Origin of the sequence: Marinomonas colpomeniae, assembly GCF_014803385.1 — a bacterium.
Classification (GTDB): domain Bacteria; phylum Pseudomonadota; class Gammaproteobacteria; order Pseudomonadales; family Marinomonadaceae; genus Marinomonas; species Marinomonas colpomeniae.
In genome coordinates, this window is the sequence record NZ_JACYFC010000003.1 from 529865 (window position 1) to 556588 (window position 26724).

Annotated in this window: 25 protein-coding genes and 1 tRNA gene; 17 read left to right on the plus strand and 9 right to left on the minus strand. The window is 39.8% G+C overall.

Annotated elements, in window-relative coordinates; all coding sequences use genetic code 11:
* Window positions 1-167: 167 nt before the first annotated feature.
* Window positions 168-252 (minus strand) — tRNA-Leu (locus IF202_RS11825).
* A gap of 194 nt (window positions 253-446) precedes the next feature.
* Between IF202_RS11825 and IF202_RS11830 the strand changes: the two genes are divergently transcribed.
* The 4 genes from IF202_RS11830 to IF202_RS11845 all read left to right on the plus strand — a co-directional run bounded on the left by IF202_RS11830 (window position 447) and on the right by IF202_RS11845 (window position 5224).
* Window positions 447-1178 carry a DUF599 domain-containing protein gene (locus IF202_RS11830; protein WP_191595098.1) on the plus strand — a complete coding sequence of 244 codons (732 nt, stop codon included), beginning with the start codon at window positions 447-449 and terminating at the stop codon, window positions 1176-1178.
* Window positions 1168-1881, plus strand: coding sequence for an O-methyltransferase (locus IF202_RS11835; protein ID WP_191595099.1), 714 nt, complete (start codon window positions 1168-1170; stop codon window positions 1879-1881). The genes IF202_RS11830 and IF202_RS11835 overlap by 11 nt, the downstream gene beginning before the upstream one ends.
* Window positions 1882-2134: 253 nt before the next feature.
* On the plus strand, window positions 2135-4063 hold the full coding sequence (gene htpG, locus IF202_RS11840) for a molecular chaperone HtpG (RefSeq protein ID WP_191595100.1): 1929 nt from the start codon (window positions 2135-2137) through the stop codon (window positions 4061-4063).
* 231 nt (window positions 4064-4294) lie between these two features.
* Entirely contained in the window at window positions 4295-5224 is a 930-nt protein-coding gene (locus tag IF202_RS11845; protein WP_191595101.1) for a DNA ligase, read from the plus strand.
* 79 nt (window positions 5225-5303) lie between these two features.
* Here the strand turns inward: IF202_RS11845 and IF202_RS11850 are convergent, their stop codons facing one another.
* Both IF202_RS11850 and xthA read right to left on the minus strand, forming a co-directional pair.
* Window positions 5304-5618, minus strand: coding sequence for an ArsR/SmtB family transcription factor (locus tag IF202_RS11850; protein ID WP_191595102.1), 315 nt, complete (start codon window positions 5616-5618; stop codon window positions 5304-5306).
* Between the two features lie 156 nt (window positions 5619-5774).
* Complete coding sequence (xthA, locus tag IF202_RS11855) at window positions 5775-6590, minus strand: exodeoxyribonuclease III (RefSeq protein ID WP_191595103.1); 816 nt, start codon at window positions 6588-6590, stop codon at window positions 5775-5777.
* A gap of 182 nt (window positions 6591-6772) precedes the next feature.
* Here xthA and gorA point away from each other — a divergent pair, with 182 nt between their 5' ends.
* Window positions 6773-8149, plus strand: a complete 1377-nt coding sequence (gorA, locus tag IF202_RS11860; RefSeq protein WP_191595104.1) for a glutathione-disulfide reductase — start codon at window positions 6773-6775, stop codon at window positions 8147-8149.
* 410 nt (window positions 8150-8559) lie between these two features.
* Here the strand turns inward: gorA and IF202_RS11865 are convergent, their stop codons facing one another.
* A complete protein-coding gene (locus IF202_RS11865) occupies window positions 8560-8688 on the minus strand; it encodes a phage integrase N-terminal SAM-like domain-containing protein (RefSeq protein ID WP_328797225.1) in 129 nt (42 codons plus the stop codon).
* A gap of 417 nt (window positions 8689-9105) precedes the next feature.
* Between IF202_RS11865 and IF202_RS11870 the strand changes: the two genes are divergently transcribed.
* The 6 genes from IF202_RS11870 (at window position 9106) to IF202_RS11895 (ending at window position 15845) form a co-directional block, all read left to right on the plus strand.
* The gene (locus tag IF202_RS11870) at window positions 9106-9711 is read left to right on the plus strand and encodes an Eco29kI family restriction endonuclease (RefSeq protein WP_191595105.1); all 606 of its coding nucleotides are present in this window, start codon (window positions 9106-9108) and stop codon (window positions 9709-9711) included.
* 23 nt (window positions 9712-9734) lie between these two features.
* Window positions 9735-10892: a DNA cytosine methyltransferase gene (locus IF202_RS11875; protein WP_191595106.1), complete on the plus strand. Its 1158-nt coding sequence runs from the start codon at window positions 9735-9737 to the stop codon at window positions 10890-10892.
* Between the two features lie 103 nt (window positions 10893-10995).
* Window positions 10996-11223, plus strand: coding sequence for a hypothetical protein (locus tag IF202_RS11880; protein ID WP_191595107.1), 228 nt, complete (start codon window positions 10996-10998; stop codon window positions 11221-11223).
* A 430-nt stretch (window positions 11224-11653) separates the two neighbouring features.
* The gene (locus tag IF202_RS11885; protein ID WP_328797224.1) at window positions 11654-12466 is read left to right on the plus strand and encodes a phosphate/phosphite/phosphonate ABC transporter substrate-binding protein; all 813 of its coding nucleotides are present in this window, start codon (window positions 11654-11656) and stop codon (window positions 12464-12466) included.
* Between the two features lie 38 nt (window positions 12467-12504).
* A complete protein-coding gene (locus IF202_RS11890) occupies window positions 12505-14115 on the plus strand; it encodes an ATP-binding protein (protein ID WP_191595108.1) in 1611 nt (536 codons plus the stop codon).
* 257 nt (window positions 14116-14372) lie between these two features.
* The gene (locus tag IF202_RS11895; protein ID WP_191595109.1) at window positions 14373-15845 is read left to right on the plus strand and encodes an aminoacyl-histidine dipeptidase; all 1473 of its coding nucleotides are present in this window, start codon (window positions 14373-14375) and stop codon (window positions 15843-15845) included.
* Between the two features lie 104 nt (window positions 15846-15949).
* Here IF202_RS11895 and IF202_RS11900 read toward each other — a convergent pair whose 3' ends face one another.
* The 3 genes from IF202_RS11900 to IF202_RS11910 all read right to left on the minus strand — a co-directional run bounded on the left by IF202_RS11900 (window position 15950) and on the right by IF202_RS11910 (window position 19182).
* Window positions 15950-16933, minus strand: coding sequence for a TauD/TfdA family dioxygenase (locus IF202_RS11900; protein WP_191595110.1), 984 nt, complete (start codon window positions 16931-16933; stop codon window positions 15950-15952).
* Between the two features lie 201 nt (window positions 16934-17134).
* Window positions 17135-18253 (minus strand): Gfo/Idh/MocA family protein, encoded by a 1119-nt coding sequence (locus tag IF202_RS11905; RefSeq protein ID WP_191595111.1) that lies wholly within the window; start codon window positions 18251-18253, stop codon window positions 17135-17137.
* Between the two features lie 209 nt (window positions 18254-18462).
* Window positions 18463-19182 (minus strand): GntR family transcriptional regulator, encoded by a 720-nt coding sequence (locus IF202_RS11910; RefSeq protein WP_191595112.1) that lies wholly within the window; start codon window positions 19180-19182, stop codon window positions 18463-18465.
* Window positions 19183-19563: 381 nt separating this feature from the next.
* Here IF202_RS11910 and IF202_RS11915 point away from each other — a divergent pair, with 381 nt between their 5' ends.
* The 5 genes from IF202_RS11915 (at window position 19564) to IF202_RS11935 (ending at window position 24198) form a co-directional block, all read left to right on the plus strand.
* Window positions 19564-20466 carry an aldo/keto reductase gene (locus tag IF202_RS11915; protein ID WP_191595113.1) on the plus strand — a complete coding sequence of 301 codons (903 nt, stop codon included), beginning with the start codon at window positions 19564-19566 and terminating at the stop codon, window positions 20464-20466.
* 126 nt (window positions 20467-20592) lie between these two features.
* Complete coding sequence (locus IF202_RS11920) at window positions 20593-21150, plus strand: TRAP transporter small permease (RefSeq protein ID WP_191595114.1); 558 nt, start codon at window positions 20593-20595, stop codon at window positions 21148-21150.
* Between the two features lie 53 nt (window positions 21151-21203).
* Window positions 21204-22496, plus strand: a complete 1293-nt coding sequence (locus IF202_RS11925) for a TRAP transporter large permease (RefSeq protein WP_191595115.1) — start codon at window positions 21204-21206, stop codon at window positions 22494-22496.
* Between the two features lie 46 nt (window positions 22497-22542).
* Complete coding sequence (locus tag IF202_RS11930) at window positions 22543-23607, plus strand: TRAP transporter substrate-binding protein (protein ID WP_191595116.1); 1065 nt, start codon at window positions 22543-22545, stop codon at window positions 23605-23607.
* Between the two features lie 234 nt (window positions 23608-23841).
* The gene (locus IF202_RS11935; protein WP_191595117.1) at window positions 23842-24198 is read left to right on the plus strand and encodes a cupin domain-containing protein; all 357 of its coding nucleotides are present in this window, start codon (window positions 23842-23844) and stop codon (window positions 24196-24198) included.
* A 130-nt stretch (window positions 24199-24328) separates the two neighbouring features.
* Here the strand turns inward: IF202_RS11935 and IF202_RS11940 are convergent, their stop codons facing one another.
* Window positions 24329-24847 carry a TetR/AcrR family transcriptional regulator gene (locus tag IF202_RS11940; RefSeq protein WP_191595118.1) on the minus strand — a complete coding sequence of 173 codons (519 nt, stop codon included), beginning with the start codon at window positions 24845-24847 and terminating at the stop codon, window positions 24329-24331.
* A gap of 78 nt (window positions 24848-24925) precedes the next feature.
* Complete coding sequence (locus tag IF202_RS11945) at window positions 24926-25747, minus strand: CmcJ/NvfI family oxidoreductase (protein ID WP_191595119.1); 822 nt, start codon at window positions 25745-25747, stop codon at window positions 24926-24928.
* Window positions 25748-26327: 580 nt separating this feature from the next.
* Between IF202_RS11945 and IF202_RS11950 the strand changes: the two genes are divergently transcribed.
* Entirely contained in the window at window positions 26328-26696 is a 369-nt protein-coding gene (locus IF202_RS11950; RefSeq protein WP_191595120.1) for a VOC family protein, read from the plus strand.
* The last annotated feature ends 28 nt before the right edge of the window (window positions 26697-26724 follow it).

Here is a 26724-nt window from a genome sequence, read left to right on the forward strand (position 1 = left end):
CTAACAGCATGAATTCTGACGTTTTAAAAGATGTGTTGTTAGTAGAGGCGTAAATATAAAAAGCCGAATTCAGCAATGGGTTCGGTTTTTTTGTAGCAAAATAAGTAATAGGAAAAGTAAGGTAAGAAAAAATAAACTAGAAATAAAAAGGAGGGCAGTAATTTAAATGGTGCGGATGGAGAGACTCGAACTCTCACGCCGTGAAGCACTGGAACCTAAATCCAGCGTGTCTACCAATTCCACCACATCCGCATGTCGTGTTGACGAGGCCGAATATTACCGATATTTACAGTCTATGCAAGACTTTTCTTCTGCACCTTTGGATTTAGTTTATTCCTAATGAATAGCAAATAGATTGCTAATTTTATAAGAGTAATCAGGGACATATAAAATGAAAAGTGGTCTAATAATATCTTCAAAAACGGTTATCTAAGCAGAGTAGAATTATGGAAAGCCATTCGATCTCTTTAATGTTTAACACCCTTGACCTAGCCACGCTGTTTGTTTTTTTTGCGTCTTGGTGGGGTTACTCTTTATTCGCGCAATATAACTCTAAGCGTCGAGCATGTTTAGTCAGCGTGCTTCATCAATTTAGGTTGGCGTGGATGTCTCGGTTGTTACGACGAGATAATCGAATTGCCGATGCTTCAGTGATGGCGAATTTAGAACGAAGCAGCTTATTTTTTGCATCCAGCAGTTTATTGATAATCGCTGGCTTGTTTACCGCATTTAACTACTCAGAAAAAGCTTTGGGTATTTTGTCTGATTTTTACTTCCTAGCACCAATGAGTCCACAAGAGTGGGAGCTTAAAATTATCGTGTTGGTGGTTATTTTTGCCTATGCTTTTTTCACTTTTACCTGGTCTGTTCGACAATATAATTTTTGCTCCGTATTAGTAGGAAGCGCACCTTTAGCGACAGAACGAGGCATAGAAGACAGCGAGCGAGAATTGTACGCCAATCATATGGCGCAAATTTGTAGCTTAGCAGCGAACCAATTTAACTATGGATTAAGGTCATATTATTTCGGCATGGCATTCTGCGGTTGGTTTCTTGGACCTTACTTTTGTATGGCAGCAAGTATCATGGTAGTTGCCGTACTTTACCGTCGTGAATTCCGTTCTAAAACATTTAAAACATTGAGCCGTGGACTCGTGATGAAATCCCATGCTTCCTAATTTCCCTAAACCATTACCAGAAGATGATAGGCCGGTTAATCGTACCGTTAAGGTAGATGATCGGCTTTATCAGTACCTAGTCGATGTTTCCGTTCGAGAAACTGATCTATTAAAAGAATTAAGACGCGAAACCGCGCAATACCACATGGCGAGAATGCAACTCTCTCCAGAAGTAGGGCAGTTTTTATCGTTATTAATAAAGTTACAAGCCCCAAAGAAGATTCTTGAAATTGGTGTGTTTACGGGCTACAGCACCTTATCGATGGCCATGGCAATGTCAAATAATGCCAGCTTGGTTGCGATTGAAAAAAAGCAAATGTGGTTAGACATCGCGACACGTTATTTAGAACAAGCTGGAGTCAAAGACAGAGTCGAAACCTATTGTGATAAAGCTTTGCCTGTCATGCAGACATTATTAGCATCCATTAATAACCATGAATCAGACCCTTTTGATTTCATTTTTATTGATGCAGATAAGAAAAATCTACTGGAATACTATCACTTGAGTAAGTCGTTGCTTAGATCTGGCGGTTGTATGGTGATCGACAACACACTTTGGTGGGGTAACGTGGCTGATGAAGCATTTACGGACAAAGACACCTGTATCGTCCGTGAGTTGAATAGTACAGTACATCAAGACAACAACGTGGAGTTATCACTGCTTCCTATTGGTGACGGATTAACCCTGATTAGAAAAAAATAAATTCCCCCTTCCTTTGTTTATTCGATCGCTCGTCCAATAATGTTGATATTTCTCAGCGAAATAATTGCTTACTTCTAGGCTCTTTCTCGCTTTATTTTTGTCGATTCCAAGCTTTGTTTTAAAAAACCACAAAAATATTGTGTCTTAGCCTCTTGAAATTACGCCAAGAGGCTTTATTTACAGTGCACTAGTCAAAAGAAATACACCTTTGAATTTTGTTCAAAGGTTCATTCAAATAGGAGCACGCTACAACATGGCAACTGATACTCAAAAAGAAACGTTAGGATTCCAAACGGAAGTTAAACAACTACTTCATTTGATGATCCATTCTTTGTACTCAAACAAAGAAATCTTTCTAAGAGAGCTTATTTCTAATGCATCGGATGCAGTAGACAAGCTTCGCTTTGAGTCTGTCGCTAACGCAGACCTTCTCGCTGGAGACCCAGACTTACGTGTCCGCATTGAATTTGATAAAGAATCAAATACAGTGATCATTGATGACAATGGCGTAGGTATGTCTCGTGAAGAAGCAATCACCAACTTAGGTACGATTGCGAAATCAGGAACATCTTCATTTTTAGAAAAATTGAGCGGCGACCAGAAAAAAGACAGCCAATTGATTGGTCAATTTGGTGTAGGCTTTTACTCCGCTTTCATCGTTGCGGATAAAGTAACGGTTGAAACTCGTCGTGCAGGCGCTACTGAAGCAGAAGGCGTACGTTGGGTATCTGACGGCTCTGGTGAATTCACAATTGAAAACATCGACAAAGCGACTCGCGGAACACGCATTACATTACACCTTAAAACAGACGAAAAAGATTTTGCCGATAATTTCCGTCTTCGTTCTTTGGTGACAAAATACTCTGACCATATTTCTATTCCTGTTGAAATGGAAAAACCGGTTTATCCAGAAATGGACGAAGAAGGTAACCCTAAACCTGTTGATGAAGCAGCAGTTGCAGAATTCGAAGCAGTAAACTCAGCGAAAGCACTTTGGACACGTCCTCGTAACGACGTGACAGAAGAAGAATATCAAGAGTTTTACAAGCACATTTCCCATGATTATCAAGAACCTTTGAAGTGGTCTCACAACAAAGTAGAAGGTAAATTGGAATACAGCAGCTTGCTGTATATTCCTGCAAAAGCACCTTACGATCTTTGGAATCGTGACATGCAGCGCGGCCTTAAATTATACGTACAGCGCGTATTCATTATGGATGAAGCTGAAGCATTCCTTCCTCCATACATGCGCTTTGTTAAAGGTGTGGTTGATTCAAACGATTTGTCTTTGAATGTATCTCGTGAAATCTTGCAAAACGACCACGCGGTAGACTCTATGCGTTCTGCATTGACGAAACGTGTTTTGGACATGCTAAGCAAAATGTCGAAAAACGAACCAGAAAATTACCAAAAATTCTGGGATGAGTTCGGTAATGTCATCAAAGAAGGTCCAGCAGATGACATGGGCAATAAAGATAAAATTGCCGCTTTGCTACGTTTCAGTACCACAGATACAGATGCTCCTGAGCAAACAGTGTCGCTTGCTAACTACATCGAGCGTATGAGCGAAGGTCAAGACAAGATCTACTACATCTATGCGGAAAGCCATAACACGGCGAAAAACAGCCCGCATCTAGAGATTCTTCGTAAGAAAGGCTTTGAAGTCTTGCTACTAAGCGATCGTATTGACGAATGGATGATGTCTTCTTTACAAGAATTTGAAGGCAAATCTTTCCAAGACGTAACCAAAGGCAAGCTTGACCTAACAGATCAAGACAACGAAGAAGAGAAAAAAGAGAAAGAAGAAAAAGCAGAGCAAATCAAGCCGCTTCTTGATCGCATGAAAACAGTATTGGCTGAAAAAGTTGCAAACGTAAACTCAACCAATCGTTTAACTAATTCACCAGCGTGTTTGGTGGTTGGCGAGAACGACATGGGCTTACAGATGCGTCGTTTATTGGAGCAAGCTGGTCAACAGCTTCCTGATTCTAAGCCGTCTCTTGAAGTGAACCCTGATCATCCGATTGTTGCTAAAATGAATGAAGAATCTGATGAAGAACGTTTCGCTGACATGGCTTGGTTGTTGTTTGAACAAGCGACCTTGTCTGAAGGCGGTCAACTTGAAGATCCTGCGACGTTCGTTAGCCGCATGAACAAGTTGATTGTTCAGCTAAGCCAATAAGATACTTATAAGGCATTCACTAAATAGTTAGTTTTTCCTTATAAAATCAAAGCCCATATTTTTCACGTTAATTTAGCGTGACGAATATGGGCTTTTTTTATGGCATCGATAAACAGGCAAACAAAAAAGCAAACAGACAGACAAATTGAAGAATTTGATTCCTTAAATAAAATTGTTTAGTTTAATTGAGTGCTATGGACAGCACTTTTATAAACCTCAAGGGAGTGAGCTATGTATTTTAAAAGGAAGTTTTTAAACAGCGGACGTCTGAACATAAGCAAAAAGAAAGGTGAAAACGGCAAAGAAAGTTGTTGGGAGAAAAAACACTGGAAAAAATATGTCGCCTTATGTCTTTGTTTATTTCCCATGCTTATACAAGCCAAGCCAGATGTTCAGCTAGCCAATACATTCATAGAAGGCATTCAGGTAGAAGACTATTTAGTGAGTGAAAAGTACGATGGAATTCGTGCCATATGGACGGGTGAGGCACTGGTTACTCGTCAAGGAAATCCTATTAATGCGCCAAGCTGGTTTACTGAAAAACTCCCTCAAATTTGGTTGGATGGTGAGCTATGGTCAAAACGTAATGACTTTTCCTTCATCATGTCGACCGTAAGAAAAAATGATCCCATTGATAAAAAGTGGCAAAAAATTCATTACATGATCTTTGATGCGCCCGATGCAGAAAAAATCATGACATTTGAAGCAAGGTATCAACGGTATACCAGTATCGTAAACTCCCTCGAATTACCTCATGTTATTCCTATCAAACAATTCACAGTCAAAAACAACCAAGAATTGAATCAAGTACTAGAGGATTACGTTAAAGAAGGTGCAGAGGGTCTTATATTGCATCGTAAGCTAGCGCGCTTTGTGAATGGTCGCACAGACAACTTACTCAAGCTAAAGCCTTATATGGACGCAGAAGCGACAGTGGTAGAAGTGTTAAATAGCACAGGAAAATACGCTGACATGATGGGGTCTATTTTGGTTGAAATGCCATCTGGTCTTCGTTTCAAAATAGGCAGTGGTTTTTCTGACGAAGAACGACGTTCTCCGCCAGAAAAAGGCGATCTGGTAACCTATAAATATCATGGCTTTACGAAGCGTGGTGTACCGAGGTTTGCCAGTTTTATACGGTATCGCAATATAAGCTACTAGCTATGATCTTCTGTAAGCATAGACTGTTTGCAAGTTCTAATTACCTACAATAAATAGGAGGTTAATTGGAGCTTTAACCCTACAGAGTAGGGCAAAAGAGGCGATGCAGAGTTTGGATTAATTCTTTTACTCTGTTATCGCCTAGGCTGTAGTAAATAGTCTGAGACTCACGTCGAGTAGTGACTAAGCCATCTTTTCTTAATATCGCAAGATGCTGAGAAAGAGCCGATTGGCTTAAAGGGAGCTTTTCGTTCAATGCAGTAACGCAAAGCTCTTCTTCAATTAAATGACATAAAATCATCAGTCTATTTTGATTACTGAGTGCTTTTAAAAAAACCGCCGCTTCCGTCGACTGCTTCAACATATCTTCCATGGTAAGTGTTTCGCTTGTCATTGTTACTCTCGTTTGTGTTGCGTTGAATTGTGTAAACAATCCACATTGTCTGTGGATAAATCTGGGGGTAGACCTAAATAATAGTGGTTCTTATCATATAGGGCGGCCGCTCCATTCTTTTGTGCAAAATTTGAACAGTTGTATTGATAGTAATATTTATTTATTTAGATCAAAACTAGTCCAAATTGGTGCGTGATCAGAGGGCTTCTCAAGAGCGCGTAAATCGTAATCTACATCGGCGTCTTTTAAGTAAGGCGTTAGACTCGTTGATGATAATATAACATCGATTCTTAAGCCGCGTTTAGGCGTATCGTCAAAACCTTTTGAGCGATAATCAAACCAACTGAAACGATCATTCTTTGTCGGGTTCAGTGAACGATAAGTATCAGTGAAGCCCCAATTCATCAGTGTACTAAGCCATTCTCTTTCTTCTGGCAAGAAACTGCATTTCCCCGTTTTTAACCAGCGTTTTGCATTAGGCTCGCCTATACCTATGTCCAAATCACTTGGTGAGATATTAATATCACCCATTACAATAATTTTTTCATCTGCTGAATGAGACGCAAGATAATCCATTAAATCCGCGTAAAACTTACGCTTTGCAGGAAACTTGGTTTCATGATCACGGCTTTCACCTTGAGGGAAATAACCGTTCAGCACTTTAATAGGACCTTGAGGCGTATCAAAAGTGGCAATAATCATACGACGTTGAGCATCTTCATCATCGCCTGGAAAGCCGTATTCTACTTTTGTCGCTTCTTGCTTACTAAAGATAGCCACACCGTAGTGAGACTTTTGACCATAATAATAAGCGTGATAGCCAACAGATTCAGGGATCTCATGAGGAAACGCATCATCATGTACTTTAATTTCTTGTAGGCCAATAACATCTGGCGAGTGTTGTTCTACTAAGGCTTCTATTTGGTGTGGTCGAGCGCGTAAACCATTAATGTTAAAAGAGACAAACTTCATGATAATCATTCCACGTTTAATTTCCTTAATCATACCTAGATGTTACACACTCATAAAGTGCTTAAACCGTTAGAATTGGTTAGTTTTTTTGATCATGCTAATAAAGTGATTCTTTTTAACATTTTCAAAAACCCCTGTTACACTCAAGGGATGATTTTAATGAACAAACATTGGAGAGCTTAATGGCTTATCAGTACGATTTATTTGTTATTGGTGCAGGTTCTGGCGGCGTACGTGCTAGTCGTGTTGCGGCATCTAAAGGTTATAAAGTCGCGGTTGCTGAAGGCAGCGCGTTAGGCGGCACTTGTGTCAATATCGGTTGTGTCCCAAAGAAATTATTTGTCTATGCGTCTGAATATGGTCATGGCTTTGGTGAAGCGGCTGGATTTGGTTGGAAGCACGACGGCATCCAATTTGATTGGTCTGTGTTAAGAGACAATAAAACCAAAGAAATCGAACGCCTAAACGGTATTTACGGCAACATGCTGGGTAACGCAGGTGTTGAAGTTATTTCTGGTTTTGCGAGCTTTGTAGACGCTCACACGGTTATGGTTAACGGCAAAACCTACACAGCAGAGCGCATCTTAATCGCTGTGGGCGCGAAGCCTTTTATTCCTGAATTTCAGGGCAGCGATTTGGTGGTTAGCTCTAATGAAATGTTCTACTTAGACACCTTACCAAGTAAAGCCTTGGTAGTCGGCGGCGGTTACATTGCCGTTGAGTTTGCTGGCATCTTGAATGGTTTAGGTGTGGATACCTCGCTTGCTTATCGTGGTGATCAATTACTACGTGGCTTTGATGAAGACGTTCGTGCATTTGCCAGCGAAGAGTACAACAAATCTGGCATCGATGTTCGTTTGAATACTGATGTAGATCGTATTGAATTGCTTGATCCAAAAGATCCAGCAGGCGAGCGTATGGTTCACTTTAAAGACGGCACTTCTGAACGCTTTGGTTTGATCTTATACGCCACAGGCCGCGTGCCAAACGTGGGTTCGTTAGAACTGGATAAAGCAGGCGTTGAGTTCGGTAAAAACGGCGCAGTGAAAATCGATAAAAATTTCACAACCACAGCAAGCAGCGTGTTCGCCTTAGGCGATGTGACTGACAACATTCAGCTAACGCCTGTTGCGATCAAAGAAGCGATGGCGTTAATCGATTACTGGTTTGATGGAAAAGAAGTTGACTTTGACTACGACAACATCCCAACGGCTGTATTCAGCCAACCAGCCATTGGTACAGTTGGTTTGTCTGAACAGGAAGCAGAAGCACGCGGTATAGACTTCCGTGTTTATCAGACAGACTTCCGTGCGATGAAACATACGTTAAGTGGCGGTACATCAAGAACCTTGATGAAGATGCTGGTTAACAATGCCGATGAAAAAGTGATTGGCGCGCACATGGTAGGCGACTACTCTGGCGAGATTATCCAAGGCTTAGGCATCGCGCTAAAAGCAGGCGCAACGAAAGCCGATTTCGATGCCACAGTGGGTGTTCACCCAACCAGCGCAGAAGAGTTCGTTACCTTCTCTGCAGGTGCGTTAAAAGAACGTAAATAGGGTAGAACCTAGTTCTAAGGTGGTTTTTAAAAGACGCAGAGGTGCGTCTTTTTTTGTTTTTGTTGTTTGTAAGGACATCAAACTCCGTTCAAATGCTTTGTATTCATGAGTATTTTTCCGCCCTGCTGGGTGGGTGACGTTTGCCCAGATCCGCAAAACTTCATTTTAAAAGAAAAGCAAAAATTCTCTTTTAGATCTTTAGCGTCTCATTGCTTATAGATACCACGAACACTTCCTAGTCGATATATTACGTAAGGTATGGATTAGCTTTTATTGGTTGCTTTTTTTGTCTCAAACACTGACTCGTAAACGTCATGAGGTCGCGCAATCGGGATTGCGTCGAATGATTACCGCTGGTGGGTCTAGTGTTTTTCTTCAAGAGGAATGCGGAAGATGGTGTTGTGAGATATTTAGGTTCCATTTGAACCCATATTCGTTGGGTGTTTGAGTTGGTGGAAACGAATAAAGTACTTAATCCAATACAAATAAAATTTTTCAGTTTTTAAGCTATAACCGAGTAAGCGAAGTTCAGTTCGAATAAAGTTGAGAAAAGATCTTGAACCTCCATTTCAAAAATAATCGGCACACACTCCTTGTGTATAAAAGTAAAAGCACTGTGTAAATATACAGTCTATTTTTTCGGTTGCCAATTTTTTGCTCGTTTTGTCTAAAAAATAATCATTGCTCTGCGCGTTTATACTGGTAGATAAATAAAAAGTCTTTTAGTATCAATGGATAAGCATTTTCAGTGTGGAGATAACTCGCTGGGGATAAAAGTGATAACGCGCATGCTCGTTTAGCCTGTCTTGGATTTTGTTGATATCAATGTTAATAGTTTTAAATTCAGTAGGTTATAGGGAAAATTAGAAGCTTTTGAAAATGTGTAAACGCGCATGCGCACTATTAAACTGTTAAGTGCCTACCCAAATCTGCAAGCATTATTAAGGAAATTTAGTTTGTTCGACATTAATCAACACATAGCCAAAATATCAGATGAATCAATTGATGCCATAGTAAAACCAACATTTGAATTCTTTGAAGGATCTCCATTTCATCAATTGGACAATTTACCTAGTTTTTCTGGGGCTGGAGTTTATGCGCTTTTTCTAAAATCTACATCAAATACATGTTATGACGGTTACTTACAGCCTATGCAGCCCATTTATGTAGGAAAAGCCGTTCCTACAGGTTCTAGGCAAGGAATAAAGAGTGAAGCAGGCAAACAGCTAAGGAGTAGACTTACTAAACATTTAAGTAGTATCAAACAAGCTGAAAACTTAAATGAAAGTGAATTTGTTTGTCGTTTTATGATTATTGAAGGAATTGCTACAGATATGATTAGTGCTATCGAATCGTATTTAATTCGAAAGTACAATCCGTTATGGAACTCTTATATCGATGGTTTCGGTATTAATGCCCCCGGCGCAGGACGATATAATCAACAGCCTTCAGAATGGGATACTATTCACCCGGGTAGAGACTATGCTAAAAAGCTTACTGGAGCACCTCGGGATGAGAGCTTTATTCTCGAAAAACTAGTAAACTACACTCACAAGGTTTAAAGCTCAAACATTATAGAGGTTACATGAATTCAATAGAACTTTTTGCTGGTGGAGGCGGTTTAGCTCTCGGCTTATCAAATTGTGGTTTTCGCCACAAAGCTGTTATAGAACTGAACAAAGATGCCTGCAAAACTATCAGAGCAAATAGTGTATTTGATTTTGGTAAAAACCTATATGAAGGCAGTGTTGTCAACTTCGATTACATGAGTGTATCAGATGAAATTGACCTAATTTCTGGAGGGCCGCCTTGTCAGCCATTTTCCATGGGTGGAAAAGCTAAAGGTAATGAAGATACGAGAGATATGTTTCCTCAAGCCGTCCGTGCAATCCGTGAAAAGCGACCTAAGGCATTTGTCTTTGAAAACGTCAAAGGGTTAATGAGAAAGTCATTTGTAGATTACTTTGAATATATCGTTTTACAACTTCAATACCCATCTTTTGATAAGGAAGCTGATGAGTCTTGGGAGCAACATAGGGCTAGACTTGAGCGTTATCATACTCAATGTGAACACACAGAATTAGAATACAAAGTAATATATCGACTGGTAAATGCCGCAGATTACGGTGTTCCTCAAAAACGTGAGCGAATTTTTTTTATTGGTTATCGATCTGATATTGATGCAAATTGGACTTTTCCTGAAGTTACTCATTCAGAAGATTCACTAATGTGGGATAAATGGGTTTCGGGTGAATATTGGAATCGACATCAATTACCAATGCCTGTTCCTGACGAAAAAATAGCTAAGAAAGCAGAAAAAATTCGCAAAAAATATGGATTATTTAAACCAGAAAGTTTGCCTTGGGTGACTGTCCGTGATGCTATTTCTGATCTACCAGATCCTATGCATGCTGATGCCCAACATTTCAATCAGCATATTTTTAAAGATGGCGCCAAAATGTATCCTGGTCATACAGGCAGTTATATTGATGAACCATCAAAAGCTATTAAAGCTGGTGCGCATGGCGTTCCCGGAGGGGAAAATATGATTCGTTATGAAGATGGTAGCGTTAGATATTTTACTGTTCGAGAAAGCGCGAGAATACAAACTTTTCCTGATCACTTTAACTTTCAGGGTTCTTGGGGGGAAGTGATGCGACAACTAGGGAATGCCGTTCCAGCAAAACTAGCTGAGCGTGTTGGGCAGTCTGTATACAGGGCATTGGTGGAACAAGGCACTTAACAAGTTGCTCAAACGGACAAAAAACAGCTGGCTTTTGCTCGTTCCTCGCTAATTTTAGCCTGCTATTTTATTGCCGCTTAGCAAAGCGTTAAATGTACTATCTATGAATAAAAAATATGAAGATAGATATGGCAAAGAACATATCGAAAGAGCTACAAACGAAATCATGGGGCAATTCGATCTTGATTATAAGAAATCGAAAGAGCTAGCCATCCAAACTTTAAATGGATTGGATTCACACGGCTGCGATTACAATAACTTTGAAACTGTAAAAGAAACTATTACTGTTGTTGTCTCAATCTGGCTTGAAAACAACCAACCTAATAATTAAGAATCAACATTTAACAAGCGCCTAAACTCCGACAATGTTGAGTTGTCATGGTTTTGGCAAACAACGCAAAAAGCCACGTCAACACATTGTGTGTTAGGCGGGCGTTAACAGGACTCAGCCTAAAATTTAGTATTTTCAAGGGCTTACCGTGCATTTTTTCAAGGAAGATGAGTTGGATATGCCAAGGTTAAGGAAAGAGTAAATTAGTTTATAAGACACCCCTTATTACCACTATATGGCTTGCTGTGTTCGGCGGGGTTCCAATCTTTTTTAACTCTATATTGGCAAATGTAGCCGCCATGAAAAATGCCATGTTATTGGGTTTGTTAGTAACGATAAGGCATTGTGTAAAATCTTGTTAGATCGAATGTTTTTTTCTCATAAAAGCCCTACAGTTAGATTAATAATTCTAATTTTTTAGGAGAAATGAGTGAAAATACGTCTACTGTTAATCGTGTCTATTTTGTTCTCAACCATGAGCTATGCACAAACGCTCAACTTTGGCGTTGTGCCTCAACAATCAGCTAAAAAGCTGGCTGAACTATGGTCACCTGTACTTCAATATATTAGTGAATATGCCGGCGTGACGATTCAGTTTACAACAGCAAAGAATATACCTGAATTTGAGAAACGTTTATTAGCAGGGGAATATGACCTTGCTTATATGAACCCATATCACTATGTGGTTTTCCATCAGAAACCTGGATATCAAGCCATAGCAAAGCAAAAAGATAAGAAAATCAGAGGTATTTTGGTGGTTCGTAAAGACAGCTCAATTGAGTCTATAGCCGACCTTCAAAATAGCCAGATGGCTTTTCCTTCTCCTGCGGCATTTGCGGCCAGTATTTTACCCAGAGCACAAATTGCTCAGGAAAATATTGAGTTCACTCCGAAGTATGTCTCATCACATGATTCCGTCTATATCAATGTTGCGCGCGGATTTTTCCCTGCTGGCGGTGGTGTCATGCGAACCTTCAACAATACCGCTCCAGAAATACGAGAGCAGTTAAAAGTATTATGGCAAACCAATCCATACACTTCTCATGCGATTGCTGCACATCCTAGAGTGTCTCAAGTGACTCAAGACAAAATTGTTCAAGCCATGCTGGCAATGAACAATGACCCCGAAGCAATGGCTTTACTAAAACGCTTAAATTTTATGGGGCTAGAAGCGGCGTCAAATGAAAAGTGGGATGATATTCGCAAACTTGATATTACGTTGTTGGATCACCTACTTGAGTGATAGACCCACGAAACAGAGCAATGGATAGGATGTTATAGGTGTCATTAAGGTTAAAGACGATATTGGGTGTTGCTTTCATAGAAGCTATTTTGTTGGTGATTTTGATTTCGATGACATTAAATTATCTGGAATCAACCAATTACGATGGCTTATATAAACGCGCCACGACAACGGCTACTTTATTTTCTACTACGACAAAAGATGCGGTTATTTCCTATGATTTAGCGTCATTGGATGACTACACAAATGAACTGATGAAAAATCCTGATTTGGTGTACGTGAAAGTTCTGACACCGGAAGGGGATGTATTTGCTCAATCTGGTGATGAAGTATTATTAAAGCGTCCTTTTAATGAAGACCAAGATGTTTCTAGTGTAACCGATGGTGTGTTTGATATTAGAACTGAAATCGAAGAGGGCGGTCAGGTATTCGGCATAATTGAATTGGGTATTGATACTTCGACATTAAGTCAGTCGATTAAAGAAGCCCGATATTGGAGTGCGACAATTGCCTTTGGTGAAATGCTACTTGTTGCTCTGTTTTCTTTTTTACTTGGTACATACTTAACAAACCGATTGGGGCAGTTAAGAGAAGCGGCGAATCAGATTTCTCTTGGTAACACAAACATAACCATTCCTATAACAGGTAATGATGAAGTGGCCGAGGTGGCCGATGCCTTTAATCAAATGACATCCCGGCTGACAGAAGCTGTAGAGCGTCGAGACGCCTATGAAAAAGAATTGAAGCAACTTAATCAAACACTGGAAAGCCGAGTCGAACGAAGAACGCTTCAGCTTGAGAAAAACATTAAAAAGCTCGAATCAACTAACAAACAACTGCAAGAAACGCACGAACAACTTATTCAATCCGAAAAAATGGCGTCTATCGGGACACTGGCTGCTGGTGTTGCTCATGAAATAAATAACCCAGTCGGTTATGTCATGAGTAACATGCGCACGCTTAAAGAATACAGCCAGACTTACATTGACGCGATAGACAAAACCAAACAATTAATCGACCAAGAGACAGGTGATCTTAACGAGCCGATCAAAGATCTAAATCGCTGGTTTCGAGAACAAGATATTGATTTTATACAGACAGATATCCCTCAGTTAATTACCGATACTATTGATGGAACAGAACGGATACGCGATATAGTGGCAGGGTTAAAAGAATTCTCCCATTCGAATCCCAGTCAAGTAATGCAATTGTCTAACTTGAATGAAGCAATAGAAAAGACCTTAAAAATTACCCACAATGAATTAAAGTACAAAGTGAAAGTGGAAACAAAACTCGGCAATATTCCTAAGGTGAAATGCAACATTGGTCAGATTCAGCAAGTGCTTCTGAACCTTCTTATTAATGCTGGACATGCCTTAAAAGAAAATGGGCGTATACAAATCATAAGTGGTGTTATTGAGAAAGAAGTGTTTATTTCAGTGCAAGACAACGGCACAGGGATACCTAAAGATATTCAAGAAAAAATATTCGATCCCTTTTTTACCACCAAAGAAGTTGGCACAGGCAGCGGTCTCGGTTTATCTATTACCTACGGAATCATGCAGGATCATAAAGGAAGAGTAGAACTGAAAAGCGTCCTTGGAAAAGGCAGTAAGTTTACCTTGTACTTCCCGAGTGAGGTTGAGTAGTCAATTAATCGTCATTAGCCATGTCCAGAGTGTTGAGACGTCGTCTAAAAATTTGCTGTTTTCTTTGCCGAACGGTAAGAGCTTATAGCCTCTGTGGTCCATTCAAGTTCTGGTGGTTTCAACATAACTCTGTATCGGGTGGCTAAAGTCTTCTACATACGTTTTCTCTATCAGTCCTGTCTTTATTTCGATTGCTTCAATCGGTGCTCTTCTTTATTGTTGATTTCATTATTGTTTAACGGTCTAAAGGAAGCGTGATGAACGAAGTATTAAACACCTTACAACCTAGTGCGATTTGGAAACATTTTCAAACTTTGTGTAATACACCAAGACCGTCTTACTACGAAGCAGAGTTGAGAGATCATCTTATTAAATGGGCGACGGCATTAGGGCTGGAAACTTACGTTGATCCTGTTGGCAATCTTTTGATCCGTAAAGCGGCATCAAAAGGCATGGAAGACAGGGAAACCGTTGTGCTTCAGGGCCATTTAGATATGGTTGCCCAGAAAGATGCGGGTGTCCTTCATGATTTTACGAAAGATCCAATCGTGACTCAGGTTATCGATGGTTGGGTTCATGCAACCGGTACAACGCTGGGCGCAGACAATGGTATTGGTGTGGCCGCTGCGATGGCTGTGTTGGAGTCTACTGATTTGGCTCATGGGCCGATTGAAGCGCTTTTTACCATTGAAGAAGAGACAAGCTTACGCGGTGCCTTGCAGTTAGAAGAGGGGATTCTGAATGGCAAGATAATGCTTAATTTAGATTCCGAAGACCGTGGTGATGTTTACATCGGTTGTGCTGGTGGCGTGGATATTAATATTAAGAAAAATTATGCCGCTGTTCCTGCTGGAAATAACAATAAAGCGTTTGAAATTACGGTATCTGGTTTGCGTGGTGGTCACTCAGGTTTGGATATACATAAAGGCCTTGCCAGTGCGAATGTGTTGATTATCCGTTTGTTGAATTTGCTCAATGAAAAATGTGAATTTGGTTTAAGCGCGTTTTCTGGCGGTACTTTGCGTAATGCTATTTCCCGTGATGCGAATGCGACCATTAATGTAGATGAAAAAGACGAAGCGGTTTTGTTGTCTTTCATTGCGGGTTTTGAACAAGCAACAAAAGCAGAATTTAGCAGCATAGAAGCAAATTTGACGGTAAGCCTTGTGCCTGCCGAGTTGGATTATGAGCTGGAAGCCAGTGCGAAGAATCGATTGTTGAGTGCGATTTATTGCGCACCTCATGGCGTACATCGTATGAGTGCTGAGTTGGAAGGTGTGACAGAGACGTCTTGTAATCTTGGGGTGATTAATCTTGCTAGCTCGAATGAAGGTGAAAAAGTATTTGATGCTTGTTTGTTGGTGCGTTCCTTGGTTGATTCTGCGGTAGAGCATCTTGCTCATGTTGCGACATCGGCGTTTTCATTAATAGAAGCGACTGTGACATTAGAAAATGGTTATCCGGGCTGGCGTCCAGACCCTAAAGCGGGGTTGTTAAAGCATTTTCTTGAAGTGCATAAAACCGTAACGGGTCAGGAAGCGAATGTAAAAGTGATTCACGCTGGCTTAGAGTGTGGTGTTATTGGTGCGAAATACGCTGGTATGGAAATGGTGTCGTTTGGCCCGAATATTCGTGGTGCGCATTCTCCTACCGAACGCATGGAAATAGATTCTGTTGCGGATTTTTGGAATTTGTTAACCGCCTTGTTGGCGTCTACACCGAAAGCGTAAGCGTTATAAATTTGAGAAATAAAAAAGCAGAATGCGATTCAACCGATTCTGCTTTTTTTGTGTCTTCTTTTTCTGTCTTCTATCTACTATGTCAATCGTGTTAATTATTCTTTAAACGATATAGACGCTAGAATTCTGCGTTCGCCTTCAAATGGCTGGCGTGCATGAAGTACCGTATGGTTGTTAATCCAAAGTGCGTCTCCATCTTGCCATTTGAAGTTGACGCAATTAATGCGCATTTCTTCGATCAACGCCGTCATAACATCATCGTCCATTAGCTCACCATCTGCTGTAGCGACGGCCTTTTTACCTTGGTTGCGGGCATCGTCCCAACCAGAGTAAACGGCAGCAATGGAGTTGAAGAAGACTTTTTGTTGCGTTTCTTCATCGAAACGAACGGCTTTTAATGCAGCGGTTTCGGTTTTTAAGTCACCGCCTTCTAGCCATTCCCAGTTCATGCCTGCTTCTGTCATTCGTGCTTCAGCATCTTCTCTGGTGGTGACATTGAAGGTTTCTTTCCATGAACGTCCGATAGCAGAGCTCGTGTCTGTTACTTCTGGCATAACGCGGATATAACGAACACCTTGTTCTTCTACTTTTTTCGCAAAGGTAGGATTAAGGTCGAAGAATTTTTTACAAATTTCGCCAGAATGCAAAATAGACGTGGCGCCACCTGTTTTTGATGCTTTGTCACAATAAAAGAAAATGTAACCTGGAGGCGTTGGGACTTGTGCCATCTCATGGTGAAATGGAATAGTTTCAGTCGCTGGTGATTCATTGGCCGTTACTATACGAGAAGCCGTTACTTGCGTTCGAGGTGCAGCACCGCCAACGTAAGGCATGTTCTTATAGTCTGTCTTATCTAACATTTTTTCAAAAAGGTCAGATGAGCTAACAGGGAAACCACGGAATAAAACCGCACCGTGTTTGATTAACAAGCCATGTAGCTCTGCTTTGTTATCTTCAATCCACTTTAAAAAACTTGCTTCGTTTTGAGCTGTTTCTGCATTTTCAGGTGTTACTAATAACGGAAAATCCAACCCATTTACTTGTTTTTGTTCTTCTAGTTTGGAAATTATAACGCTCATGTTTGCTCCCAATTTAAATAGGGTGTGTTGGCAAAATCCTAACCGCTTGAAAAAGGGGTTAGGGCTGAATCTGTAAAACACTCTAATCAGAATATCCCAATAAGTAAATCAATAGTGAATGAATTGTAATTAAAAAACACCGTATTAATTCATAAGCTATTGATATTACTGTATTAAATAAATTTATATCGAGTGATGGTTTTAGAAACTAAAACCATCATCTAGTAAGGTAACTGCTTGGCCTGTTTGTGCTGAATGTTGCGCAGCAAGACCAATAACAACCGCTCTTAAGCCATCTTCAATGGACACATCAACAGGCGTGCCTTGAGTAATCGCGTTAAAGAAACCTAGGTGTTGGTAATAGGTTGAGCCGTTGTGATCTCCGGCATCGAGCAAGGCTTCATCAACAGGAATATCTGCTTCAATTGGGCCTTTTGGATGACGAGGACTTAGAACCACTTTAGGGATAGGTGCTGGTCCTAATGTTTTTTCTGGCCAAAAACGTCCTGGTCCAGGTACAAAACATTCTATTTTAGCTTGTGGGCCAATAGCGCATATCTCTTCTTGATAGCGAGAGCCTTCAGCAAACATGTTTAGGTCAAGGGAAGCGCGTTGACCGCTGTTAAAATCTACAACTACAAAAGCATTGTCGATAATGTCTGGCGTTTTGCCATCGTAAGTTTCGTCTAGATGGTTACAGTCTTGTCCTGTGGAGGCATAAACACGTGTTACTTCAGATTGTGTTAATAAACGCATTAGGTCAAAAAAGTGACAGCATTTCTCAACAAGCGTGCCGCCTGTTTTTTCATTAAAACGGTTCCAATCTTGTACTTTTTCAAGGAAAGGAAAACGATGCTCACGGATGTTAAGCATTTTTAACGGCCCAATGTCGCCAGAGAGAATCTGTTTACGAAATTGTGCGACAGGTGGCATGTAACGATATTCCATGGCAACCCAAACTGGAGCAGGGTGATTCGCTGCGGCTTGTCTTACTTTTGCCACTTGGCCTAGATTACTAACCACAGGCTTTTCAACTAGGATAGGCAGTTTGGTTTGTTCAAATAATTGCAGTAACTGATCAGCGTGCTGATAGTTTGGCGTGGTAATCACAAGAGCATCGATCAGATTTGATTCGAGCATGGCTTCTAATGAATCGAAAAAACGTACATTTGGCACTAGGTCCGTACAGCGTTTTCGCATTTGTTCATCTGGCTCTGTAATAGCAACGACTTCTGCCCCTTCGATAAGGGCAATATTTCGCAAGTGCTCTTGGCCCATCATGCCGCAACCTAGCAAACCATAGCGAACAGACTTTTCCATTGTTATAACCTCTTATTATTTTTGTTAATGATTGATAGTTGTTTATGCATTGTTAATACGTAACTTTTTAAAACCTAAATGTTTGTCACTTAAATGCTTAGCACTTAAATGGCATGTACTTAAATGACATGTACTTAAATGACATGTACTTAAATGGCATGTACTTAAATGACATGTACTTAAATGACATGTACTTAAATGACATGTGCTTAGTGCCAACGGGCAAAGTAACGGCATTTTTTTGGGTCGTACCAAGTCAAAGAAAACTCTTCTACTTTTCCTTCGTTCGACCAACTGCGTCGCTGTACTCGTGGTATTACTTGCTGTGGCTTAAGCCCTAATTGTTCAGAAACCCAATCGGGCGCTTCTAAACAATCAATTTCATCCTCAACCCGACTTATCCAAAAGGAGAAGTTTTCACGGTAGTGAAGGTAAAGTGATTCATGTAAATCTTTTAATTTCAATGATGTCGCATGGGAGTGGCGGAACCATATTTGCTCAACGGCCACCAGTTGACGGTTTAAATAACGAGATCGACGGATACACCAAAGCTGCTTCGGCGCGTCACCGTTTTTTAATTGATCTAATACGAAAGAGTCGTTATCAACTTCTAAAGAAATTGTGTCTGCGGTAGGAACGCCACCACCGCCAAGTAGTTCTAAATGAAAGAATTGGTAAATTGCACGACTACCAGAGACTCTTTTTATATAGGTGCCAGAGCCTTGTCGTCTTTCTAATAGACCATCTTCTTCTAGTTTTGCTAATGATTTTCTTAGTGTGCCAATGGCAACACCTAAAGTTTCAGCTAAGCTGGATTCTACAGGTAATCGTTCACCTGGAAGCCAATGACCAGCGGCAATTTCCCTATGTAATAACTCACCAATTTGAATATAAAGTGGTAACTGTTTTTTTGTTTTTTTATCAGTCACTTAGTTGCTCCGTTTGGTAGAATGATTTGTCATTCTACAGCTTAATTAAAGATAATTAAGCTGGTTATTCGACTCCTGATACAAGTAAAAAGCCAATGGCTTATCTGTCTTGCTGTGTGAGTTAGAGCCTTATTCGCCGTCAATTTTTTTAGCAAACCCACTTAATAAGTGTGGATTATGTAAAATAAAGAAAAATTCATTCACTATTGATTTACATCAATAGAATACACTGATAATGTAAATATACAACTCCACTTAGGGTTTGCTTGTCACACTTAATTAAGTGAAAGACACAAAGACTAAGTGAGGTATTCATAATAAAAATAAACGTCGTTTTTTATGAAAAATGACTTAGATATTAAAATTTTGGAGTCATTAAGAATGCAAATGGTTCAACTTGGTAAGTCCGATATTCAACTAAGCCGTCTTGTTTATGGTGTATGGCGTTTAGCTGATGCAGACAACCTATCTACTGCCCATGTCAGAGAAAAAATTGATCTTTGCCTAGATCAAGGCATTACAAGTTTTGATCATGCTGATATTTACGGCGATTACGAATGCGAACGTCTTTTTGGTCAAGCCCTAGCGCAAGACGCGAGTCTTCGTTCTAAAATGCAGTTAATCTCCAAGTGCGATATTGCAATACCTTCTGATAAATACCCACAACGACAAGGTAAGTTTTACGACACTAGTGCCGTATACATTCAAAACAGCCTTGAAAATAGTCTGAAAAATTTACACACAGATTATTTAGATTTATTACTTATTCATCGCCCAGATCCTTTTATGGATGCTGCAGAAACAGGTAAAACGCTTGATGCCCTTATTGATTCTGGCAAAGTGCGTGCAGTAGGTATCTCAAACTTTCAAGTGTGGGATTGGCGTTTATTGCAATCACACATGAAACACCCATTGGTTGTTAACCAAGTTGAAATGAGCCTGCTTAACCGTGATGTATTTACTAATGGTGATTTGTCTGCAACCCAGTTAGATGGATTGACGCCAATGGCATGGTCACCTTTAGCGGGTGGGGCATTGTTCCAACAGTCTGCTGAAACAGCAAGATTGAAACCGATTTTTGATCGTATTTGTCAGCAACAGAATTGCACAGTTGATCAAGTAGCGATTGCTTGGTTGTTAGCGCATCCAGCTAATATTTTGCCAATTGTTGGGACTAATCATCCAGAACGTATCAAAACGTTATCAAACGCGATGAATGTTCAAATAGATCGAGAAACATGGTTTGAATTACTAACGGCTGCCGCTGGTCAAGAAGTGCCATAGGCCGAACGTTAAGTAAACGTAACCTTTAGAAAAAGCCCTTTACACTATTTATAATGATCATTGTGTCTTTATTATTTGGTGTAGAGGAGTTATAAAAATAAAAATAAGATTTTCATGGAGCAAAAAATGTTTTTTTTGCAAAAAATTGTTCACTATTTAGCAAGACTAAATGAAGTGATTGGCCTTATTGGACGCAATATCGCTTGGGTACTAGTGACAGGAATGGTTAGTGTCATTCTATTACAGGTGTTCTGCCGTTATGTTCTTAACAATGCCTTACCTTGGCCAGAAGAAACCGCTCGTGCTCTTATGATTTGGATGATGGCTGTTGTGGCTGGTGAAGCCTATAGAAAAGGCTCTTTTGTCGCCATCGACATGTTGATATATGCTCTTCCTGAGCGCGCTTCCCGAATTTTAAAACTCTTACTCTATATTGGTGCCGGAATTGTCCTCTATAAATTAGTGACTCTTGGTATCGATTTCTTTGAGCGTGGCTTTCGATCTAGAGCAGCCACTATTCATATTTCTAGAGCTTGGATTTATCTGGCAATGCCTGTCTGCTTTTTCACTATGCTGTTAGCCAATATTGAACTTTGCTTGCGAGAAATAGGCTGTCTTCTTGGGGATAAAAAAGATTTTGAGTTGAGTGTATTAGATGCTTCTGCACCAGCTATTCCAGAATAAACGGATCTATTTTATATAATACATAGACGAAAAAAATAACAAGAGTACACACTATGTTAGCGCTATTTTTACCTTTGTTTTTAATACTTTTGCTGATCGGTATGCCTGTGTTTTTCGCCATGCTGGCAGCGCCTGGTGTGCTTTTATTCTCAACAGGTATGGAACGTGATCTTTCCTTGTTGTTTAGGAATATTTATAACGGCATTGATTCCTTTCCTTTAATGGCTATCCCATTTTTTATGTTAGCGGGCGAGTTAATGAACCGAGGTGGAATTACACTTAATTTAGTGAATTTTTCTCAGTCCTTTATTGGTCACGTTCGTGGCGGCTTGGCTCACGTTAACATCTTATCAAGTATGTTATTTGCAGGTATGTCTGGCTCGGCTGTCGCAGATACTTCCGCCATTGGTTCGATGATGATTCCAGCAATGGAAAAGAATGGCTATAGCCGTAAGTTTGCGGCGGCGATAACGGCTGCGTCTTCGGTTATCGGTCCAATTATCCCACCTTCCGGCATTATGATTATCTATGCTTATACTATGGAAGTGTCTGTGGCCGCTTTGTTTGCGGCGGGTATTGTACCGGGTATTCTAGTTGGCGTTTCACTGATGATTATCGTGGCGTTAATGGCTAAAAAGTACGACTTTCCTATCGCTGGGCCTAAATCTTCTTGGAAAGAGCGTGGTCATGCGACTCGTCATGCCATCTTGCCTTTGTTTGCACCTGTTATCATTTTAGGCGGTATTATAGGTGGGATATTTACACCAACGGAAGCTTCCGCTGTTGCCACTGTTTATGCCTTGGTTATTAGTGTTTGGGTAATGAAAACCGTTACTTTGAAAGATTTGCCTGCCATATTTATAAAAGGTGCAAAAGCTTCCGCTGTTGTACTTTTGTTGGTCGGTTCGGCTATTGCGTTTAAAACAGTGGTTAGTCTGTCTCATAGTGCAGAGATACTGGCTGAATGGGTATTAACTATTAGTGAAAACCCATTAATTCTACTGTTTTTGATTAACATCTTATTGTTTATTGTCGGTATGTTTCTTGATGCTGGCCCTGCCATTATTATTTTAGGCCCAATTTTAGGACCTATCTTTATCAGCTTAGGTATAGACCCTGTTCACTTCGCTATCATTATGAGTGTGAACTTAACAGTAGGTTTAGCAACGCCACCTATGGGACTGGTGCTATTTGTGGCATCGAGTGTTTCTGGTGAGCGCATCGAAGCAATTTCAAAGGCCATACTTCCTTTCCTTGCGGTTGAGGTTGTGGTGATCTTTTTAATAACCTTTTTCCCCTCTCTATCCATGACGATTCCTAGGCTACTAGGGCTGGTTTCAGGGTAGTATTTTTAAATAGAAATGCAAAATAGCAAAAGGACACATCATGTTCATGAAAACAAAAATAAATAATGTTATTGCTGCTACGTTAATTGGTGCGAGTGTACTACTTAGTGGTGCAGCCCAAGCCGCAGAATTTAACTTGCGTGCAGTCGCCAACTCTAATGAAAACGACGAAGACTATGATGGTTTGGTCGTGTTTAAAGATTTCATTGAAGCTCACTCAAATGGTCGTATTGCCATTGATATTTATATGGGTACACAGCTTTGTGGTAACGGCGTTGAATGTCTTGAAGGGCTTGAATATGGCTCATTAGATGTTTATATCTCAACAACAGGTGGGGCCGCGTCTATGTACCCTTATGTGCAAGTATTGGATTTACCTTACTTGTTACCTGATGACCGTGTTGCAGAGAAAGTGCTAGAAGGTGATTTCACTCGTGAACTACGTAAACAAATCTTAGCAGATTCTGGTGATACTGTACGTCTAATGACTATTGGTAATACTGGCGGCTGGCGTAACTTTGCCAACACTAAGCGCACAATAAAAACACCAGACGATTTGAATGGTCTTAAAATGCGTACGGTTGTTGCTGATTTACCACAAGAATTAGTACGTGCTATGGGCGCAAGTCCAACGCCAATTCCTTGGGGTGATTTGTTTACTTCATTCCAAACCGGTGTTGTAGAAGGCTCTAAAAATGGTATCACTGATATCATGGGCATGAAGTTCACCGAAGCAGGTTTGAAATACCTTACGCTTGATGGCCATGCTTACATGTCTGCACTTTGGTACATGAACAACGATATGTTTATGAGTATGCCTGAAGATTTACGTCGTGTAATGGTTGATGGTTTTGATGCTTTGCAACAAGCGACTTTCGCTTCTCCAAAACGTAAGTCTATTGATGCTTATCAAGAGTTTGCTAAAAGTGGTGGTACTTTATATGTACCAACACCAGAAGAAAAAGCAGAGTTTAAAAAATCTGCAGAACCTGTTTACAGCTGGTTTAAAGGCAACATAGAAGGTGGTGATAAGTGGTTTAACTTGCTATCAACATCTGCTGCCCAAGCTGAAAAAGAAATTGCAGAAGCCTACGCTAAAGATTTGAAATAAATCTAAAGTATTGCTACTTAAAAAAGAGGCCTTCGGGCCTCTTTTTTTGTTTTTTTTATGTAGACATATAATGTGAACAGACAGTTTGAACAGACAATATGAGTAAATAGTGCGATTAAGTAATGTTGTTCTTTTGGGTACTTGATGCGCTTTTTTGTTATCATGATTTTTTTAATAGTACGCTCTGATTTTCTAATAAATTGATAAAGCAGGGCAGTTGTCAAAGGAAGTTGTATGTCAGTTAATAATATCAAGCTTATTGGGGAAGATAAGGCAGAGTTAGAACATTACATGCCTGATAAAGATAAAATCGTGTCTGGAAATCCTGCTCAATTAATTTGGCATTGCTTTGACAATAAAGACGAAACATTTGGTGCTGGTATCTGGCAGGGCGAGCCTGGGTCTCATAAAGTTAGCTATACGGAAGATGAGGTCTGCTTTTTATTAGAAGGTAAAGTTATTGTTTACGATTCTGAAGGCGGCTCTATTACCTTAAATAAAGGCGATATGTTTGCTATTCCTGCTGGTTTTTCAGGTGTTTGGGAAACGGTAGAACAAGCTAAAAAATTGTATGTGGTCTACGAAAAATAGAACGAGATTTTTTAATTCTTAATGAATTTGACGAAGAGTCAGTTTGTTAATCAAACTGGCTTTTTATTGAAAAATATTGTCAAAAAGAAAGATGTAGATATAAGAAATGAGTGCTATGGAATAGTTATATTTACTGAGTGGCAAGTTTAAAGTAACTGTGATCATTAAGTGCTTTACTAATCATCATTGCACCTTCAAGTAAGCTAACCGTCGTAATGGCTGCATGTGCTGGATCGGTTTCGCCATTAGCTGTGTGAGCCGCGGTTAACCACGCTAGGTTCTTCTTAAAAAAACGTTTTACCTCTACTTGTACTTTTTCTGGCAAGCTTTCATTTTGTGCCCCTAAAAGGCCACATAAGCACATTTGATTGTCTCTTAATAAAGCCCCTTTGAAAATTTCAGTATAGACATCAATTGGGTTTTTACCTTGTGCTTTTATGTCGTCAATATCACCTAATGCTGCTAAAAAGGCATTTGTATATTGGTGCGCTAATTCGGCGCCTAAATCGGCTTTAGTTGGAAAGTGATAGTGAACGCTGGAGTTTTTGATGCCGACTTCATTTGCCAGCTCTCTAAAGCTAAAATTACTATAACCGCCAGAGCGTACCTTATCTTCAGCGACTTTTAAGAGTTCTTCTCTTTTACCCATGATCATCTTCCTACGACTAAGATAGTAATTATCTAATAGCAAATACCCCATTACAAGCGCTTGTATACTGACAATGAGTTAAACATCAAAGAAAGCATAGGTTCTCGTTTCTATACTTTGCCTTGGTACGCTGTTCTCATTTTGATCTGCTAATGGAAACGCGGTGTGCATTGCAAAGTGTGCTTTAGACTTGTCACTATCAAAGCCTTTGATTAACACTGCTTCGCTTGAGTCCATTTGTGGATAGAAGTACCATTTTTGCGCTGGATTTTGCTTCACCGCAAAAATTTCACCGTGGTGCTTTTCTCCTGTTTTTATATCATTAAAGGCGATTTTGGCTTTTACTAAGTCTTTTTCATCTAGTGACTGATGGTCCATAAATGCTAAAGGATCTTTGTTAACAACACCTGCAATAGATCGCCAAACATTAATTTGAACCATTCTTTTACCTGCGAAGCGATTAATAATCTCTTCTCCAAGTACTGACACCGCTCTGCTTGAGCCTGTTTCATGAGTATAGTCGTTGTGAATATGATAAGCCGGATGTCGGTTAGAGTCTTTTAATCCACGACGGACAGTATGGTCAAAAGCAAACACATGCGTTGCCCCAATCTGTTCTTTTATTAGCGCTTCTACCTCAGTGTAATAGGAACTTTTTACTGCTTTTGGATCTAGAAAATCTACATCATTTGGCGTAAATGAGACCAATTCAAAACCTTGTTTATCTAGGTTAAAAGCAGTGCCGGTTGCAGACCTAGCGTTAATAATATCGGTTTCTTGAAAGCGATAGCCATCACTATATTCCTGTAATTCATCATGACCTGAATAATTAATGACGGGAGTCGTGGTTGATTCATTTCTGATGTAGTGAAGCTTCGTTTTTTCAGCTTTGTACTTCATAGCATTCTCTTCTAATTGGTTTGATTGGACATAAGTAAAAACAATTAAACTACCTACCTGATGGTAGATATATTAGTTTGTTGTTTAAGAGAATGTCAATTTTGGAAGATCATTAAATGAGGTTTTTATTATCTTTCATGTTTTTTGCACTTAGGTTCGAGAAACGTCATTTCTATTTGAAAAATCATCATGGCTGTTTCTAGAATCGCAATTGGTTACTCAAATGTTGAATATGTTTTGAAAGAATACTTTCATCATATACAGGTACTGAATTAGCGATCAATCCTCACTTTTATGACTCTATCTCCGATTTATGGGCTCAATACTTTTGATCTAAAATCACTAAGAAATTCAACGCGGATTTTTTTAGAATGAAAAATACATATAAATCAGTTGTTTATGTTTATTATTTTTTTGCTTTACAGAACCTAAGTTGAAAAAGAGTGAAATAATTATTGACTACCTTCTGGTAGGTAGTTAATAATTCAATCGTTCACGCCAAAATGTGTTTGCAACGTAATTGAATGCTGAGCTTAAAAATACATTTAAAAATTTAACTTATTACACGAAGGTATTAACAATGATTGGATACACAACTATTGGTTCAAAAAATCTAGACAAAGCCGTTTCTTTTTATGATGCACTGCTTGAATTGGTAGGCGGTAAAAGATTAATGGAAATGGATCGAATTAAGTTCTACGGAACAGACGCCGGTGGTGCAATGTTAGCGGTTTGTACTCCTCATGATAACAATGATCAAAGTTGTGGTAATGGGCAGCAAGTTGCTATCCCTGGTGGTTCAATTGAAGGTGCTCAAGCGCTTTATAATAAAGCAATTGAATTGGGTGCTACTGATGCAGGTGAGCCAGGACAGCGTTTTGATTTCTTTTACGGTTCATATGTATATGACCTAGATGGTAACAAACTTTGCTTTTTCCACATGACGTAATTGTCAACGTAATATGTCAAGAAGGCTG